The organism is Methylovorus glucosotrophus, from assembly GCF_009858335.1.
Taxonomy (GTDB): Bacteria; Pseudomonadota; Gammaproteobacteria; order Burkholderiales; family Methylophilaceae; genus Methylovorus; species Methylovorus glucosotrophus.
The window spans coordinates 1,328,354-1,344,393 of sequence record NZ_VMSE01000001.1 but is presented as its reverse complement, the minus strand read 5'-3'; the positions used below and the strand labels follow the sequence as shown (position 1 = coordinate 1,344,393).

Sequence of the window (16,040 nt, the reverse complement as noted above, 5' to 3'; positions counted from 1 at the left end):
AGCCGCTAAATCAAGCGGGATTAACAAACACTCAGGACGGAAGCTACTTGTCCTGGCTTGCAGGCTTGATTGGCTGCCACACTAGGCTGGCGCGCGTAGCCAGAAACCCGAGCAAAAGATACCCCGCCATACCCAAGGCCAATCCCGCAGGATGATGCCACAGCAAGGGAATCAGCAAGCCAGCAGAGACGGTTGCCAGCACCATCTGCATGAATGCCTGGCCAGACGAAGCGGTGCCGCGCAGTTTTGGCATGCGGTCCAAGGCGGCAATCGACAGGTTGGGCAGCACCAGCGCTGAGCCTATGTTGTAGAGCACGATGGGAGCAATGTTCCATAAGGGCTGCGGTGGCAGCAACCAGCACACCAGCAGATTCAATATGGCGGCCATCGCCATCCAGCCATAGCCCAGACGAATGATGCGGTGCGCACTGTAACGACCAGCGCTGTGGCGGGCCAGATAAGAACCCAGCATCATGCCGCAAACCGTTGGGATGAACATCCAGCCAAACTGCTGCGGACCCAGGCCAAGGTGCTCAACCAGAAATACCGGTGCCGCCAGCACATACACAAAAAACCCCGCAAAATTGGCGCCCACGGCGACGACCAGTTTCAGATATTCCCTGTCGCCAAAAACCTGGGCATAGCCCTGCCAAACTGCCCGCGCAGAGAGTGGCCGGCGCTTTTCGGGCGGCATGGTTTCCGGTAGCCAGCGTTGTACGCACAGCATGGCGAGCCCCGCATACAAAGCCAGAAACACAAAAATGGCCTGCCAATGAATGCCCAGCAGCCAGCCGCCCATGATGGGCGCTATCGCAGGTGCCAGGCCAAACATCATCTGCAATTGCGCCATCACCCGCTGCGCCATCACGCCTTCAAACAGATCGCGCACCATGGCGCGTGCCACCACATTGCCCGCGCCTGCGGATAGCCCTTGTATCACCCGGAAGAACCACAGGGTTTCCACGTTAGTGGCAAACGCACAGCCGATGGATGCCAGCGTGAAGATGCCCAGCCCGATATAAATCGTCCGCAAGCGGCCAATCGCATCTGATATCGCGCCATGCCAGAGCGTCATCAAGGCATACGGCAACAAATAGGCCGTCAGACTCTGCTGGATGGCCAGATTGTCGGTATGAAAATCCTGCGCCAGCGTATGAAATGCCGGCAGGTAGGTATCAATGGTGAATGGCGCCAGCGCAGCCAGGCCAGCCAGCAGGAAAGACAAGGTAAGAGCGGAGGCTTTATGCATGTGGGTCATTATAGGAGGTGTATGGCATCAATGAGGCACAAAAAATGGCGCACAAAAAAGCGCGTTGGGGAGCAACGCGCTTTTCTGACTGACTATGCTGCCCCGGGTGATGATCAACCGCTCATCGCCATGGTGTTATGGCAAGGCATGAAACTCCTTGACCAGTTCGGGGGCTTCGCCAGCGGCAATACGCCGCGAGTTTTTATCATTGCGGAAGACTATCGGCTGCGCCTGCAATTGCGGGTTCTTGGCATCCTCAATCGCCTTTTCAATCAGATGGTGATTGGGCGATAGCGTACATACCGGGTCAGCGCTCTCTGCATCGCCTGACAGCAGGAAGGCCTGACAGCGACAGCCGCCCAGATCCTTCTCTTTTTCCGGGCAACTGCGGCATGGCTCTTTCATCCAGTCATCGCCACGGTATTTATTAAATGCCGGCGACTCTTTCCATGCCCATTCCAGGCCATGTTCGCGCACATTGGGGAATGCCATGCCGGGCAATACGCGGGCCGAATGGCAAGGCAGCACATCGCCATTGGCAGTTACGATCATGAATACCTCGCCCCAGCCATTCATGCATTTCTTGGGGCGATCCGAGAAGTAATCCGGCACCACGAAGAAAATCTTCATCTTGTTGCCGACCTTCTGGCGGAACTCATTGGTGATCATCTCGGCATGATCAATCTGTTCCTTGGTTGGCATCAGCTGGCTGCGGTTGATCAGCGACCAGCCATAGTACTGCGTATTGGCCAGCTCGACATAATCCGCGCCCAGCGCTTCAGCCATCTCCAGAATCTCTTTGATGTGCCCGATGTTGTAGCGATGGATCACCACATTCAGCACCATGGGGTAGCCATGGCCCTTGATCATGGCCGCCACCTTTTTCTTCAGCTCAAAGGTTTTGGTATTGGTGATGAAGTTGTTGATCTCTTCGGTGATGTCATGCATGGAGAGCTGGATATGGTCCAGCCCGCCCTCTTTGAATTCCTGTATGCGTTTTTCCGTAAGGCCCACGCCTGAGGTGATCAGGTTGCTGTAATAGCCCAGCTGGCGCGCCTCGCGCACAATGTCTTCAATATCATCGCGCAACAGCGGCTCCCCACCAGAGATACCCAGTTGCAGCGCCCCCATTTTGCGGGCATCGCGCAGCGCCTGTATCCACTGTTCGGTGGTCAGCTCATTCTGGGTATGCTTGTCGTAGTCGGTCGGGTTATAGCAAAACGCGCAATGCAGCGGGCAGCGATAAGTGACTTCAGCCAGCAGCCACAGGGGCTGGGTATTGGTTTTGGATGCGGCGACGCCGTTATTGCCTGTAGTAGTCATGATAACGCTCCTTGCAACCTTAGTTTTGCAACCTTGAGTTTTTAAACATTAGTTGCGTTTTTCCAGCCAGGCTTTTTCAAGCGCCAGCTGGAGCATGGCGAGAATGTCAGATTCAATATCCGGTGCATCCGGGAAGGCTTGCTGCAGTTCGGCAACAATATCACTCACCGTTTTATTACCATCCACCCGTTTGATCACCTCACCGGCCCCGCCGTTAAGCTTGATCATGCCTTCGGGGAACAACAGCACATAGCATTGCTGCGCCTCTTCCCACTGAAAGCGATAGTGGCGGGCCAGACTGAAAATATCAGCGGGGTTGACGGAGGTAGTCACGATCTTCAACCTTAATATCGGTAGAGGCCAGCATGATGGCGTCAGCAATGACCCACAGCACGTCCAACTTGAATTGGAGAATATCCAGCGCCTTTTCCTGCATTTCGCGGCTCTGGCTGAAGTAGTCCAGCGTCACCGCCAAGCCCTGCTCCACATCGCGGCGGGCTTCGGTCAGACGCTTCTTGAAATAGATCAGGCCTTCTTCTTTAACCCATGGATACATGCTGGGCCAGGAACTGATGCGCTGCTGGTGAATGTGTGGCGCAAACAGCTCGGTCAGCGATGAACACACCGACTCCTGCCATGGGCGCTGACGGGCAAAGTTGATATAGGCATCCACGGCAAAACGCACGCCAGGGCTCACCAGGCGAAGTGAAGTCACATCCTCGCGCGTCAGGCCAACGGCTTCGCCCAGCTTGATCCAGGCTTCAATACCGCCTTCGGCAGTGCCATCACCATCGTGATCGATAATGCGCTGTATCCAGCCTTTGCGGATTTCCTTGTCCGGGCAGTTGGACATGATGGCCGCGTCTTTTTGCGGAATACCAATCTGGTAATAAAAGCGGTTGGCTACCCAGCATTGCAGTTGCTCGCGGGTGAGCTTGCCCTCATACATCATCACGTGGAAGGGATGGTAGATATGATAACCCTTGCCCTTCTCACGCAGCTTTTCCTCAAACTCCTCACGACTCCATGGTGCACTCATGATGATCTCCGTCTATCTTGGTATTTTTATAGCCTGGTTTTTATAAAACGATATCCATACCGTCGTAGGCAACTTCAATGCCGTGACGTTCCAGCTCGGCCCGCTCGGCGGAGTCTTCACGCAGAATGGGGTTGGTGTTGTTGATATGAATCAGCACCTTGCGCGCTTTCTTGTAGGGTGACAAGGCCTCCATCATGCCGCCCTCGCCTGACTGTGGCAGGTGGCCAATGCTGCGGGCTGTCTTGGTCATCAGGCCCATGTCTATCATTTCGGTGTTGGTCCAGAATGTGCCATCCACCATGATGCAGTCGGCCTGTTCCAGCAACGGTGGCAGGTGCGGCTCAATCTCGCCCAGACCGGGGGAATACCAGCACTTCTTGCCGGTTTTGGTATCTTCAATCAGCACGCCTATGGTGTCACCAGGGTGTGGGTCGTTGCGATGTGGTGAATACGGTGGCGCCGCGCTTTTGAGAGCGACGGCCGTAAAGCGCAGGTTGGCAGCGCCGGGGATTTCAAAGGTCGTTTGGCCATCCACTGCGATGGGGTGATGATTGACGCCGCAGTAATGTCCCAGGATATTCAGCAAGGGATTACCCGTGGTCAGATCCTGATACACCATGTCGGTACACCAGATTTCACGCTTCACCTGGCCCTCGCGCAACATCAGCAAGCCCGTGGTGTGGTCAATCTGGGCGTCGATCAGCACAATACCGACAATGCCGCTGTCGCGAATCGCGCGGGCAGGCTGTAAAGGCGGGAATTCCTGGATTTGCTGCAGAATATCGGGGGAGGTATTGAACAATACCCAGTTGATGCCATCGCCACTCACGCAGATGGAAGATTGGGTACGACGTTTGGCTTTGATCGTGCCTTTGCGCAAACCATCACAATTGGGACAATTGCAGTTCCACTGCGGAAAGCCGCCGCCAGCGCCAGCGCCTAGTACATGTATTTGCATGCTTGTTCTTCTCTCTCAAAACTGGATTCGGGGTCTTTATTTTAATGTCCAGATCCCCGTTGGATGATGCCTGAATACTCTCACAAGACAGCACTCAGGCATCATTCAGTACAAGACGGGCCGGAAACCCGGCCCGTCTTGCGTAACCTGCAAGCAATCAAATTAACGATTGCAAACGTACATGGTTACTTCAAAGCCGAAACGCATTTCAGTAGCTTCTGGTTTGGTCCACATGTTGATTCTCCTTAATTATGGGTTGAAACACTGGCATCAACAGCTTGTTGCTTTGCTTGCGTTGATGTGTAGCCATTGTGCATCCCCTTCATTCAGGGCAACAGGGCAAAAACAACCAAAGCGGGCTCATGATAATCATGAAGTCTGGTACCGAAAATGCGCGCAACGCGACTATTCATGCGGTATTCAGGCGATGCTGCGTCCCAGAATTCCGGCAATGCCCCGCAACTCGCCCATCAGCGTTTGCAACTCTTGCGGGTTCAGCGCCTGATCAGCATCGCACCAGGCATCACAGGGGCTGGGGTGCATCTCGACCAGCAAGCCATCGGCCCCTGCCGCCACGGCTGCCCGCGACAATGCTGGCACCATCCACGCTTTGCCGCCGGCATGAGAGGGGTCCACAATCACCGGTAAATGGGTTTCCTTTTTAAGCACGGGAATCGCCGTCACATCCAGCACATTGCGGTAGGCCGTTTCAAACGTGCGTATGCCGCGCTCGCAGAAAATAATATTGTGATTGCCACCGGCGGCAATATATTCAGCCGCCATTAGCCATTCGCTGATAGTAGCCGACATGCCACGCTTGAGGATGACAGGCACGTTAATGCGCCCCACCTCTTTCAGCAGATCAAAATTCTGCATGTTACGGGTGCCAATCTGAATCACATCCACGCCATAGTCCATGAACATGGGCAATTGCCGCACATCCATAAGCTCGGTCACGATAGGCAGATTCTCGGCATCGGCGGCCTGACGAAACATCTCCAGCCCCTCCACCCCGGTGCCCTGAAAGGTATAGGGGCTGGTACGGGGTTTGAATGCGCCGCCGCGCATCAGCCTGACGCCCGCCGCCTTCACAGCGCTGGCAGATGCCGCCATCTGTTCAGGCGTTTCCACCGAGCAAGGCCCGGCGATCACCTGCACTTGCGGCCCACCCAGCGGAATGCCGCGGATATTAATGACGGTATCCTCAGGATGCCATTCGCGCGCGACGATTTTATAAGGCTTGAGAATGTGCAGCGCCTGCTCAACGCCGGCCATGGTCTCGAACATGACTTGGTCAAGCTTGCGCTCATCGCCAATCGCACCGATCACGGTACGCTCGGTGCCGCGGGATACATTGACGCCGAGGCCCTGCTCTTCAATGCGGGCCACAATGGCGGCCACATCGCGATCAGTCGCCTCCCGGTGCATGACGATAATCATCGCGCTTTCCTCATGACATCACTCCCTGGCGATCAGCCACGGCAGATTGATTCCAGCACTTGCAGGAAGCGGGCATTCTCGTCAAACAGACCAATACTGACGCGCAGGTAATCCGGCATTTCGTAAGCAGCAATCGGGCGCAAGATCACCCCTTGCTGCAATAGCTGCTGATAAACCTTGCCCGCTTCGGCGATCTTGAAGCTGACAAAGTTGCCATGCGATGGAATGTATTCCAGCCCCAAGGCATGCAAGCCCTGCGTGATTTGCGCCATACCGGCCTGATTGAGGGCAAAGCTGCGCAGGACAAATTCTTCATCGTCCAGCGCGGCCACGGCAGCTGCCTGAGCAATGCTATTGACGTTAAATGGCTGGCGCACACGGTTCATCATGTCCGCCACATCCGGCGATGCCATGCCAAAGCCGATGCGCAAACCTGCGAGGCCATAGGCTTTGGAAAAAGTGCGCGAAATAATCAGGTTTTCAAATTCACCAAGCCAGTTTATGGCCTCTGACTTGTGCTCAAGTGCCAGATATTCGTCGTAGGCTTCATCCAGCACCACCAGTACCTCGCGTGGCAAACTGGCGATAAAGTCATGCAGCGCCTGCTTGCCCAACAATGTGCCGGTCGGGTTATTCGGATTGGCAATAAACACGATACGGGTACGCGGCGTCACCGCTGCCCGCATGGCCGTCAGGTCGTGGCCGAAATTTACCGCAGGTACCGCGACGCCTTTTGCACCGACCGCTTGTGTCACCAGGGCATACACAGCAAACGCATGCTGCGAATACACGGCCTCTGTTCCTGCATGCAGGAATGCACGGGCAGCCAGTTCCAGAATGTCGTTAGAGCCATTGCCGAAAACCAGTTGGTCGGGTTTAACGCCAAATTTGCTGCAAACCGCATCGCGCAGCGCAAAGCTATTGCCATCGGGATAGCGCGCGATGTCATGCAAGGCCTCTTCCATCGCCATCTGGGCCTTGGGGCCGACGCCGAGCGGGTTTTCATTGGAGGCGAGCTTGATGATATTTTCAGGCTGCAGGCCCATTTCTCGCGCCAGGTCACTGATGGGTTTGCCCGGCTGGTATGGGGCAATGGAGCGGATATAAGGTGGTGCGAGATCGCACATTCTAGTCACGATAAACCTCTTGCTTGTCAGATCAAAAAATAAAAAAGCGGCCAGGCCGCTGCTTGCGTGCTGTTTGCAGCTTCATGTTAATCGATGGCGGCCACGGCAATACCATCCTTGCTCATGCGCTTGACATGATACATGGCCTGATCCGCGCGGCGCACCACATCAATCGCCGTGGCGTGCGGATATGGAAACATGCAGATACCAATACTGGCAGACACCGAATTGCTATTGAAGGCGTTGATGGAGGTGAGCGGTATGCGCAGCTGCTGCAAAAGCTTGTGGGCAAAGGCCTCGGCCTCCTCCTGCGTCTGGATATCCTTGGCGAGCACAAAAAACTCGTCACCACCCAATCGTGCCAGCGTATCGGCCTCCCGCATGACATTCTTGAAGCGGGAAGACACCTCTTTCAGCACCATGTCACCTACGGCATGCCCATAGGTATCGTTAATCGGTTTGAATTTATCCAGATCAATAAACAAGCCGGCACACACCTGGCTATTACGAGCAGCATAGTGGATGGCCTGCTCAATGCGATCATGCAACAGTTCACGATTGGGCAAGCCCGTCAGTCTGTCGTGCAGTGCACGCTCCTGTTGCAGGTAACGCTCGTTATCCAGCTCTTTTTCGCGCAGAAACAGCTGGCGGCTTTGCTTTTCATTCATGTAGCTGGCAAAGGCACCAATGATATTGGCCGAGATGATGAAAAAATCATAGCTGGTCATATCCAGGCTGGGCATGTCACGCAAGCCCCAGAACAGCATATTGAAAATCAGCAACAACAGCACCGAAACCCCGGTGGCGTAGACAAAACGCAAGCCGGAGAATGTGTGGCACCAGAAGGTGATGATGATCAGGCCAGCGTAATAGAAGTTAATGGCGTTGGGCGGCAGGTAGCTCATCTTGGCAAACAGGCCGATGCCCGCGAACAGCCCGGTGATACCGATTAACTGCTGGTGATAACGGGTGAATTTTTTGGTAAAGCTGATGGCAAACACGGCAAAGCCGATCATGAGCACCATGGTGCGCACATACCAGACCTTGATCACAGCCTCTGGCGTGACAAACAGCACATCCAGAAAGCCATACAGCCCATACATGACGGCGCCCAGCAACAAACCCATGCGTGCCTGGCTTTTGACCGAGGGCATGAGGTAATGCAGATATAGCGTTTCAAGCCGTTTGTTGATGAAACTAAGGGACCACGGGTGCAGGCTTGCAGATCGCAAAATGTCTCGACTGATAAGCATAGGCCTCGAATCGTGTTGGGTGGATGATTACATCATATAACTGCAACGGGATAAGAACCTAACACCTTGAGCATGGATGCCCGTTTTTTAAGCTCTTCCAAGGCTTGTGACACTGATGCATCGAGATGGTGCCCTTCAACATCGACAAAAAACACATACTCCCACATGCCGATTTTCGAAGGGCGGGACTCAAACTTGGTCATGCTGACCTGGTACTCGGCGAGCGGCGCCAGCAGGGAAACCACCGCACCTGGCACATTCTTGGCGGCGATCACGAGTGAGGTCTTGTCCTGACCGGACGGGGCGACATCGTGGTTGGCAAGAATAAGAAAACGCGTGGTGTTGCGCGGATCATCCTCAATGCTGGCAGCAAGCACCTGCAAATCAAACAGCTCGGCAGCGCGCTTGCTGGCAATCGCCGCTACGCCCTGGCCGTCGGGTGCCTGTTTGGCGAGGCTGGCTGCCTCGGCATTGCTGACCACGGCCTGACGCTCTGCATGCGGCAAATAGCGATTCAGCCACTCATGGCATTGCCCCAGCGATTGCGCGTGGGAATACACGACCTTGATATCGTTGAGGTCAGCCGCCGTTGACAGCAGATTGTGGTGTACAGGCAGTTCGATCTCACCGCAAATATGCAGGCTGGTCGCCATCAGCAAATCCAGAGTGCGCCCTACTGCGCCTTCGGTCGAGTTTTCTACCGGCACCACACCATAATCAGCGGCCCCAGACTCCACCATGCGGAAGACTTCATCAATGGAGACACACTCCATGGGCGAGGTCAGCCCGCCAAACTGCTTGTTGGCAGCTTCTTCACTGAAGGTGCCTACCGGCCCGAGAAAAGCGACGGTCAGCTCTTTTTCCAGCGCACGGCAATTGGACATGACGCCACGGAAAATGGCGGTAACGGCCTCAGCAGATAGTGGCCCCTGGTTGGCATCCAGTAGACGGCGCAGCACCTGCGCCTCACGTTCTGGACGATAGATGGGGCCACCGTTTTTCAGGGTGCCGATTTCACGTGCCAGACGCGCGCGGGCATTGACCAGCTCCAGCAACTGGAGATCAATGGCATCAATCTGGTCACGACATTGTTTGAGTTGGTCGCTCATGAATATTTCCTAGCCTTGCGCACGCTCAAATTCTTGCATAAAACTCACCAATGCCTGCACGCCTTCGATGGGCATAGCGTTGTATATCGACGCCCGCATGCCACCAACCAGCTTGTGGCCCTTCAGCTGTAACAGGCCGCGCTGCTGCGCCTGCTTGAGAAATTCCGCATCCAGGGCAGTGTTGCGCAGAGTGAATGGCACGTTCATGCGCGAGCGGTTGTCAGGCGCAATCGGTGAAACATAAAGGCTGGAACTGGCGATGTAATCGTACAGCATGGCAGCCTTGCGAATATTGAGCTGTTCCATGGCCGCCAGGCCACCATTGGCTTTCAGCCATTTGAACACCAGACCCGCTATGTAAATGCCATAGGTAGGTGGCGTGTTGTACATGGAGTCATTATCGGCGTGAATCTTGTAGTCCAACATCGTTGGCGTGCCAGGCAAGGTCTCGCCAATCAGGTCTTCGCGGACGATGACAATGGTTAATCCGGCAGGTCCGATGTTTTTTTGTGCGCCCGCATAGATCAGGCCATAGCGGCTGACATCAATCGGGCGGGAAAGAATATGCGACGACATATCGCAAACGAGAGGGACATCTCCGGTCTCGGGAGTCCAGAATATTTCAACGCCGCCAATGGTTTCATTGGAGGTGTAATGCACATAAGCCGCATCCGGATCCAGCTTCCACGCACTCTGCTCGGGGGCATAGGTGTAATTATGGTCAGCCGAAGAAGCCGCCACATTGACCTCGCAATACTTGCGAGCTTCTGCAATGGCTTTTTGCGACCAGATGCCAGTGTCGATGTAATCTGCCGCTTTCTTGTTTCTCAACAGATTGAGCGGGATCATGGTGAACTGCGCATGCGCCCCGCCCTGCAAAAACAGCACCTTGTAATTGGCAGGGATGGCCAGCAATTCCCGTAAATCTGCTTCCGCTTCCGCCGCGATGGACATGAATTCCTTGCCGCGGTGCGACATTTCCATGACGGACATGCCGGAACCGTGCCAGTCCAGCATTTCAGCTGCGGCCTGCTGCAGCACTTCCTTGGGCAATACCGCAGGCCCTGCCGAAAAATTATAGATCTGCGTCATTCCCTGCCCCCAACTTTTTAGTTATTCATCGGCATCATCAGTCTCGACCACTTTTTCGAGGCCAGACAGTTTTTCATTTTCACCCAGATTGATCAGGGTGACGCCTTGGGTGGCACGGCCCAGCTCACGGATTTCCTTGACGCGGGTACGGATCAGCACACCACCAGTGGTGATGAGCATGATTTCATCTTCATCACTTACCAGACGCGCAGCGACTACGCTGCCATTGCGCTCGCTGGTAGCAATGGCCTTGACACCCTGCGTGCCGCGACCAGAGTGACGGAAGTCGGACAGCACAGTACGTTTGCCGTAACCGTTTTCAGTGGCGACCAGTACCGTTTGCTTGTCATCCTCGGCAATCAGCAGCGAGATCACGCGCTGCTTGGCCATCAGCTTCATGCCGCGCACGCCACGCGTGTTGCGGCCCATGGCGCGTACATCCTCTTCGTCGAACCATACCGCCTTGCCGCCATTGGATACCAGCACGATGTCGTTGGCACCATTGGTCACCTCAGCGCCAATCAGGTAGTCACCGTCATCCAGGTTGATGGCGATAATGCCAGCGCGACGCGGGTTGGAGAACTCGACCAGTGCGGTCTTTTTCACAGTACCCTGGGCCGTTGCCATGAAGATAAAGTGATTTTCGTCGAACTCTTTCACGGGCAGGATGGCATTGATCTTCTCGCCATCTTCCAGTGGGAACAGGTTAACGATAGGCTTGCCACGGCTGATGCGGCTGCCTTGAGGCACTTCGTAAACCTTGAGCCAGTAAACGCGACCACGGCTGGAGAAGCACAGAATGTAATCGTGAGTATTGGCCACGAACATCTTGTCGATGAAATCGTCTTCCTTGGTAGCGGTGGCCTGCTTGCCACGACCACCACGGCGCTGGGCACGATACTCATCCAGCGGTTGCGACTTCACATAACCTGTATGCGACAGTGTCACCACCACATCCTGCGGGGTGATCAGGTCTTCCAGCGATAAATCCTGTGCGTTGTGCACAATCTCGCTGCGGCGCTCATCGCCGAACTGCTGGCGGATAGCGGCCAGTTCATCCACGATCATTTGCGTCACACGCTCGGGCTTGGCCAGGATATCGAGCAAGTCAGCGATGACATCCATCACCTCCTTGTATTCATTGACGATCTTGTCCTGCTCCAGACCAGTCAGGCGTTGCAGACGCATCTGCAGGATTTCCTGGGCTTGGACATCCGACAAGCGATAGCCATTCGGTGTCATGCCAAAGTCGACCGACAAGCCATCAGGGCGCGAAGCTTCCATGGCGGCACGCTTCAGCATCTCCTCCACCACAGGCGAAACCCAGGTGCGAGCCATCAGTGACTTCTTGGCTTCTGGCGGCGTAGGCGCAGCCTTGATCAAGGCAATCATTTCATCCACGTTGGCCAGTGCGACGGCAAGGCCTTCCAGCACATGGCCGCGCTCGCGTGCCTTGCGCAGTTCGTAAACGGTACGGCGGGTAATGACCTCGCGACGATGGCGCAAGAAGGCTTCCAGCATCTGCTTCAGATTCAGCAGGCGTGGCTGACCATCCAGCAATGCCACCATATTCATGCCGAAGGTGTCTTGCAGTTGGGTCTGCTTGTACAGATTGTTCAGGATAACTTCCGGAACCTCGCCGCGCTTGAGCTCGATTACCACGCGCATGCCGGACTTGTCAGACTCGTCACGCAGATCGGAAATGCCTTCAATCTTCTTGTCGTTGACCAGCTCGGCAATTTTTTCGATCAGGGTCTTTTTATTGACCTGGTAAGGCAGTTCATCAATGATCAGCGCCTGACGGTTGCCCTTTTCCATGTCTTCCACATGGGTGCGGCCGCGCATGACCACACGGCCACGGCCTGTACGGTAGCCTTCCTTGACACCCAGCGTGCCGTAGATAATGCCTGCGGTAGGAAAATCCGGCGCGGGGATGATGTCAATCAGCTCATCCACCGTGGTTTCTGGATTTTTCAGCAAGACCAGACAGGCATCGACCACTTCATTGAGGTTATGCGGCGGAATATTGGTTGCCATACCCACGGCAATACCGGAGCTGCCATTGATCAGCAGATTCGGAATACGCGCTGGCATGATGAGCGGTTCGTGCTCAGAGCCATCGTAGTTGGGGCCAAAGTCGACGGTTTCCTTGTCGATATCGGCAAGCAGTTCATGCGCAATCTTCGCCATCCGGATTTCGGTGTACCGCATGGCCGCGGCATTATCGCCATCCACCGAACCAAAGTTACCCTGACCATCGACCAGCATGTAGCGCAAGGAGAAATCCTGGGCCATACGCACGATAGTGTCGTACACGGCAGTATCCCCGTGAGGGTGGTATTTACCGATGACGTCGCCGACGATACGGGCAGACTTTTTATAAGGACGATTCCAGTCGTTACTCAGCTCGTGCATGGCAAAAAGCACACGACGGTGCACGGGCTTCAGGCCATCACGAACGTCTGGTAGTGCACGTCCCACGATCACGCTCATGGCGTAATCGAGGTAGGAACGGCGCATCTCGTCTTCGAGGCTGATAGGGAGGGTTTCTTTTGCGAACTGATCCATGTGGGCTATCGGCGTAAAGTGGCTGTAAAGACCCCGATTTTAACACGATAAGCCACGCAGGGCATGCCTCTTTAAGCCGCGTCCATCACAGCATCCGGCCATTGCTGCAGAAGGTGATGGCGCTATCCAATTCTTCATTTGCGGTGTAGTCTGGCACGCTGTTAGAATTTTTTATTTACTCATCAAAAAGGAGATCAATATGGCCGTACTTGTTGGCAAACCCGCCCCCGATTTTACTGCTGCTGCCGTGCTCGGTGACAATACGATCAAAGAAGACTTCAATCTGGCAAGCTACATCAAGGGCAAGGCCGCGGTCATCTTCTTCTGGCCTCTGGACTTCACCTTTGTTTGCCCTTCCGAACTGATTGCGTTTGATCACCGTCTGGATGAATTCAAGAAACGTGGTATTGAAGTGATCGGTGTTTCCATCGACTCTCACTTCACCCATCTGGCATGGAAAAATACCCCAGTGGAAAAAGGCGGCATTGGCAAGGTTGGCTACCCCATGGTCGCGGATATCAAGCATGAAATCGCCAAGGCTTACGACGTAGAGGCTGACGGTGGCGTGGCTTACCGCGGCACCTTCCTCATCAACAAGCAAGGTATTGTAGTGAATCAGGTAGTGAACGACCTGCCTCTGGGCCGTGATATTGATGAAACACTGCGCATTGCCGATGCGCTGCAATTCTTTGAAGAGCATGGCGAAGTCTGCCCTGCCGGCTGGAAAAAAGGCAAGGCAGGCATGGACGCTTCTCCTGAAGGCGTCGCCAAATATCTGGCCGATAACGCCGCTTCGCTCTAAAGCACGGCAACACTATCGGGCAGATACTCTGCCCGCCATAAAAGCAAAAAGGGGCAACCGCCCCTTTTTGCTTTTCACATCCTGAAGATACAGAACCCTGCAGCTTATTTGCCGCGACCACCTACCGCAATCACCACGACGCCAGCCACTATCGCCACAATACCCAGCACATTCGGGATGGGGATATTCTTTTCAGTTTCAGCCGTGGCCTTCACGGGGCCAATCTGCATCACGGTCTCCTCGGACGAGTAGCTGATGTTTTTATACACCAGCGCCGCTACACCCAAGGCAATCAATATCAGACCAACTACGACAGAGGATTTCATGTGGATTCCTTTCTTCTAGTTAAACGTGGAATGACTTGCCTCAAAACTTCTTGCGCGCTTCTTCAAAGGCTTTGCGTATGTTTTCCCATGCCGCATCGCCACCCTTCTTCAGCTCCTGCCAAGCTTCGCCTGCGGACTCCTTGACCTCGCCAACGCGGATCTTGGCTTCCTCACGCTTTGCCTTCAAGGCCTCGATCTGCTGCTCATATTTGATCCGCAATTCCGCTTCAGCCTTGCGGGCCTTAGCTTCCAGCACATCAATATCGGCTGACCACTCATCCAGTTGCAGCTTCAGCTTTTCCAAATATTCGTCTTTCAAACTCATGCTAATGACTCCCATATTGTTATTGGATACCAACCTACGACTGTGTGACTAACGGCAATTAAAAAAGTGCTGGGCCAATATGGCTATCTGCCAATATTCACGCCGACTAGCGCGTTAGCAATAGAAGATCTGCCTTCAAGTCCTCAATGTGTTCCAGACCTACGGCAATGCGTACCAGTCCATCGCCAATGCCTGCGGCAGCGCGCGCTTCCGGACTCACGCGACTGTGTGTCGTGGTCGCAGGATGCGTAATCGTGCTTTTTGCATCCCCCAGGTTGGCCGTAATGGAAATTAGGCGGGTAGCATCAATCAAGCCCCAGGCGGCATCCTTGCCACCTTTGAGTTCAAATGACACGATAGCACCACCACCGCTTTGCTGGCGCATGGCCAGCGCATGCTGCGGATGCGACGGCAGACCAGGGTAGTACACCCGGGCAACCGCCGGTTGCTGCTCCAGCCAGGTGGCGAGGGCCAGGGCATTTTGCACGTGGGCGGCCATGCGCACATGCAGCGTCTCCAGGCCTTTCAGAAATACCCAGGCATTAAATGCACTCATGGTCGGACCGGCGGTACGCAGGAAGCCATATACCGGCTCCAGCACATCACGGCGCCCCAACACAGCACCGCCCAAGCAACGCCCCTGCCCGTCTATGTATTTGGTAGCAGAGTGAATCACGATATCAGCCCCAAGCGCCAAAGGCTTCTGCAAGGCAGGCGTGCAGAAACAATTGTCCACGGCCAGCAAGGCTCCGGCTTCATGGGCGATCCCGGCCAGCAGAGTAATGTCGCACACTTCCGTCAGTGGGTTAGACGGCGTTTCCACAAAAAACAATTTGGTGTTTGGCTTGACGGCAGCACGCCATTCATCCGGCTCGGTCAGCGAAACGAAGGTAGTCTCCAGCCCCCAGCGTTTGAGGATATTGCTGAACAATTGCACCGAAGTACCAAAAATGCTGCGCGATGCTACGACATGATCGCCCGCCGAGCATAAGCCCATCACGGTTGCCAGAATAGCGGCCATGCCAGACGAGGTAGCTACGCATAACTCCGCGCCTTCCAGCGCTGCCAGCTTGTTCTGAAACATGGTGACGGTGGGGTTGGTAAACCGCGAATAGATATTGCCTGGCTCTTGCCCACCAAAGCGTGCAGCCGCCTGGGCTGCATTTTCAAAAACAAAGCTGGAAGTAAGAAATATAGCCTCGGAGTTCTCACCAAATTCCGTGTGCTCGCTGCCTGCACGCACCCCCAAGGTTTCTGCATGCCAATCTTGTGTCATTGTTATTTCCTTTCTACGCCAAGAACAAACCAGCGCCGAGCATAAAAAAACCCGTGATAGCTGGCGCTAAAACGGGTTTATGCACTCGCTTTAGCTGAATTTATAAGGCGCCCGCAAGCTGAGTTAAATGAATTAAGCTCAAATCGGCGCAAG

The 16,040-nt window shown here is 54.8% G+C and carries 16 protein-coding genes; 1 reads left to right on the top strand and 15 read right to left on the bottom strand.

Features of this window, described 5'->3' with window-relative positions; translation table 11 throughout:
• Positions 1 to 43: 43 nt before the first annotated feature.
• The 12 genes from FNL37_RS06280 to gyrA form a co-directional block, all read right to left on the bottom strand.
• On the bottom strand, positions 44 to 1,249 hold the full coding sequence (locus FNL37_RS06280; protein ID WP_041370431.1) for a multidrug effflux MFS transporter: 1,206 nt from the start codon (positions 1,247 to 1,249) through the stop codon (positions 44 to 46).
• 135 nt (positions 1,250 to 1,384) lie between these two features.
• Positions 1,385 to 2,572 carry a pyrroloquinoline quinone biosynthesis protein PqqE gene (gene pqqE, locus FNL37_RS06275; protein WP_015830203.1) on the bottom strand — a complete coding sequence of 396 codons (1,188 nt, stop codon included), beginning with the start codon at positions 2,570 to 2,572 and terminating at the stop codon, positions 1,385 to 1,387.
• A gap of 48 nt (positions 2,573 to 2,620) precedes the next feature.
• The gene (gene pqqD, locus FNL37_RS06270; protein WP_015830204.1) at positions 2,621 to 2,905 is read right to left on the bottom strand and encodes a pyrroloquinoline quinone biosynthesis peptide chaperone PqqD; all 285 of its coding nucleotides are present in this window, start codon (positions 2,903 to 2,905) and stop codon (positions 2,621 to 2,623) included.
• Entirely contained in the window at positions 2,880 to 3,611 is a 732-nt protein-coding gene (pqqC, locus tag FNL37_RS06265) for a pyrroloquinoline-quinone synthase PqqC (RefSeq protein WP_013442369.1), read from the bottom strand. The genes pqqD and pqqC overlap by 26 nt, the downstream gene beginning before the upstream one ends.
• Positions 3,612 to 3,651: 40 nt before the next feature.
• Positions 3,652 to 4,569 carry a pyrroloquinoline quinone biosynthesis protein PqqB gene (gene pqqB, locus FNL37_RS06260; RefSeq protein ID WP_015830205.1) on the bottom strand — a complete coding sequence of 306 codons (918 nt, stop codon included), beginning with the start codon at positions 4,567 to 4,569 and terminating at the stop codon, positions 3,652 to 3,654.
• Between the two features lie 162 nt (positions 4,570 to 4,731).
• Positions 4,732 to 4,803 (bottom strand): pyrroloquinoline quinone precursor peptide PqqA, encoded by a 72-nt coding sequence (gene pqqA, locus FNL37_RS06255; RefSeq protein WP_013440845.1) that lies wholly within the window; start codon positions 4,801 to 4,803, stop codon positions 4,732 to 4,734.
• Between the two features lie 186 nt (positions 4,804 to 4,989).
• On the bottom strand, positions 4,990 to 6,009 hold the full coding sequence (gene aroF, locus FNL37_RS06250; RefSeq protein ID WP_015830206.1) for a 3-deoxy-7-phosphoheptulonate synthase: 1,020 nt from the start codon (positions 6,007 to 6,009) through the stop codon (positions 4,990 to 4,992).
• Positions 6,010 to 6,041: 32 nt separating this feature from the next.
• Positions 6,042 to 7,136: a histidinol-phosphate transaminase gene (hisC, locus tag FNL37_RS06245; protein WP_041370053.1), complete on the bottom strand. Its 1,095-nt coding sequence runs from the start codon at positions 7,134 to 7,136 to the stop codon at positions 6,042 to 6,044.
• An 86-nt stretch (positions 7,137 to 7,222) separates the two neighbouring features.
• A complete protein-coding gene (locus tag FNL37_RS06240) occupies positions 7,223 to 8,290 on the bottom strand; it encodes a GGDEF domain-containing protein (protein WP_148211163.1) in 1,068 nt (355 codons plus the stop codon).
• 131 nt (positions 8,291 to 8,421) lie between these two features.
• Positions 8,422 to 9,498 carry a prephenate dehydratase gene (pheA, locus tag FNL37_RS06235; RefSeq protein ID WP_015830209.1) on the bottom strand — a complete coding sequence of 359 codons (1,077 nt, stop codon included), beginning with the start codon at positions 9,496 to 9,498 and terminating at the stop codon, positions 8,422 to 8,424.
• Positions 9,499 to 9,507: 9 nt separating this feature from the next.
• Positions 9,508 to 10,590, bottom strand: coding sequence for a 3-phosphoserine/phosphohydroxythreonine transaminase (serC, locus tag FNL37_RS06230; RefSeq protein WP_159355545.1), 1,083 nt, complete (start codon positions 10,588 to 10,590; stop codon positions 9,508 to 9,510).
• A gap of 21 nt (positions 10,591 to 10,611) precedes the next feature.
• Positions 10,612 to 13,158: a DNA gyrase subunit A gene (gene gyrA / locus FNL37_RS06225; protein WP_013442377.1), complete on the bottom strand. Its 2,547-nt coding sequence runs from the start codon at positions 13,156 to 13,158 to the stop codon at positions 10,612 to 10,614.
• Positions 13,159 to 13,357: 199 nt separating this feature from the next.
• Here gyrA and FNL37_RS06220 point away from each other — a divergent pair, with 199 nt between their 5' ends.
• Positions 13,358 to 13,960 carry a peroxiredoxin gene (locus FNL37_RS06220; RefSeq protein WP_013442378.1) on the top strand — a complete coding sequence of 201 codons (603 nt, stop codon included), beginning with the start codon at positions 13,358 to 13,360 and terminating at the stop codon, positions 13,958 to 13,960.
• 104 nt (positions 13,961 to 14,064) lie between these two features.
• Here the strand turns inward: FNL37_RS06220 and FNL37_RS06215 are convergent, their stop codons facing one another.
• The 3 genes from FNL37_RS06215 to FNL37_RS06205 form a co-directional block, all read right to left on the bottom strand.
• Positions 14,065 to 14,286 (bottom strand): hypothetical protein, encoded by a 222-nt coding sequence (locus FNL37_RS06215; RefSeq protein WP_015830210.1) that lies wholly within the window; start codon positions 14,284 to 14,286, stop codon positions 14,065 to 14,067.
• A 40-nt stretch (positions 14,287 to 14,326) separates the two neighbouring features.
• Positions 14,327 to 14,611 carry a sll1863 family stress response protein gene (locus FNL37_RS06210; RefSeq protein ID WP_015830211.1) on the bottom strand — a complete coding sequence of 95 codons (285 nt, stop codon included), beginning with the start codon at positions 14,609 to 14,611 and terminating at the stop codon, positions 14,327 to 14,329.
• Positions 14,612 to 14,717: 106 nt separating this feature from the next.
• Positions 14,718 to 15,887: an O-succinylhomoserine sulfhydrylase gene (locus FNL37_RS06205; protein WP_159355544.1), complete on the bottom strand. Its 1,170-nt coding sequence runs from the start codon at positions 15,885 to 15,887 to the stop codon at positions 14,718 to 14,720.
• Positions 15,888 to 16,040: the final 153 nt, after the last annotated feature.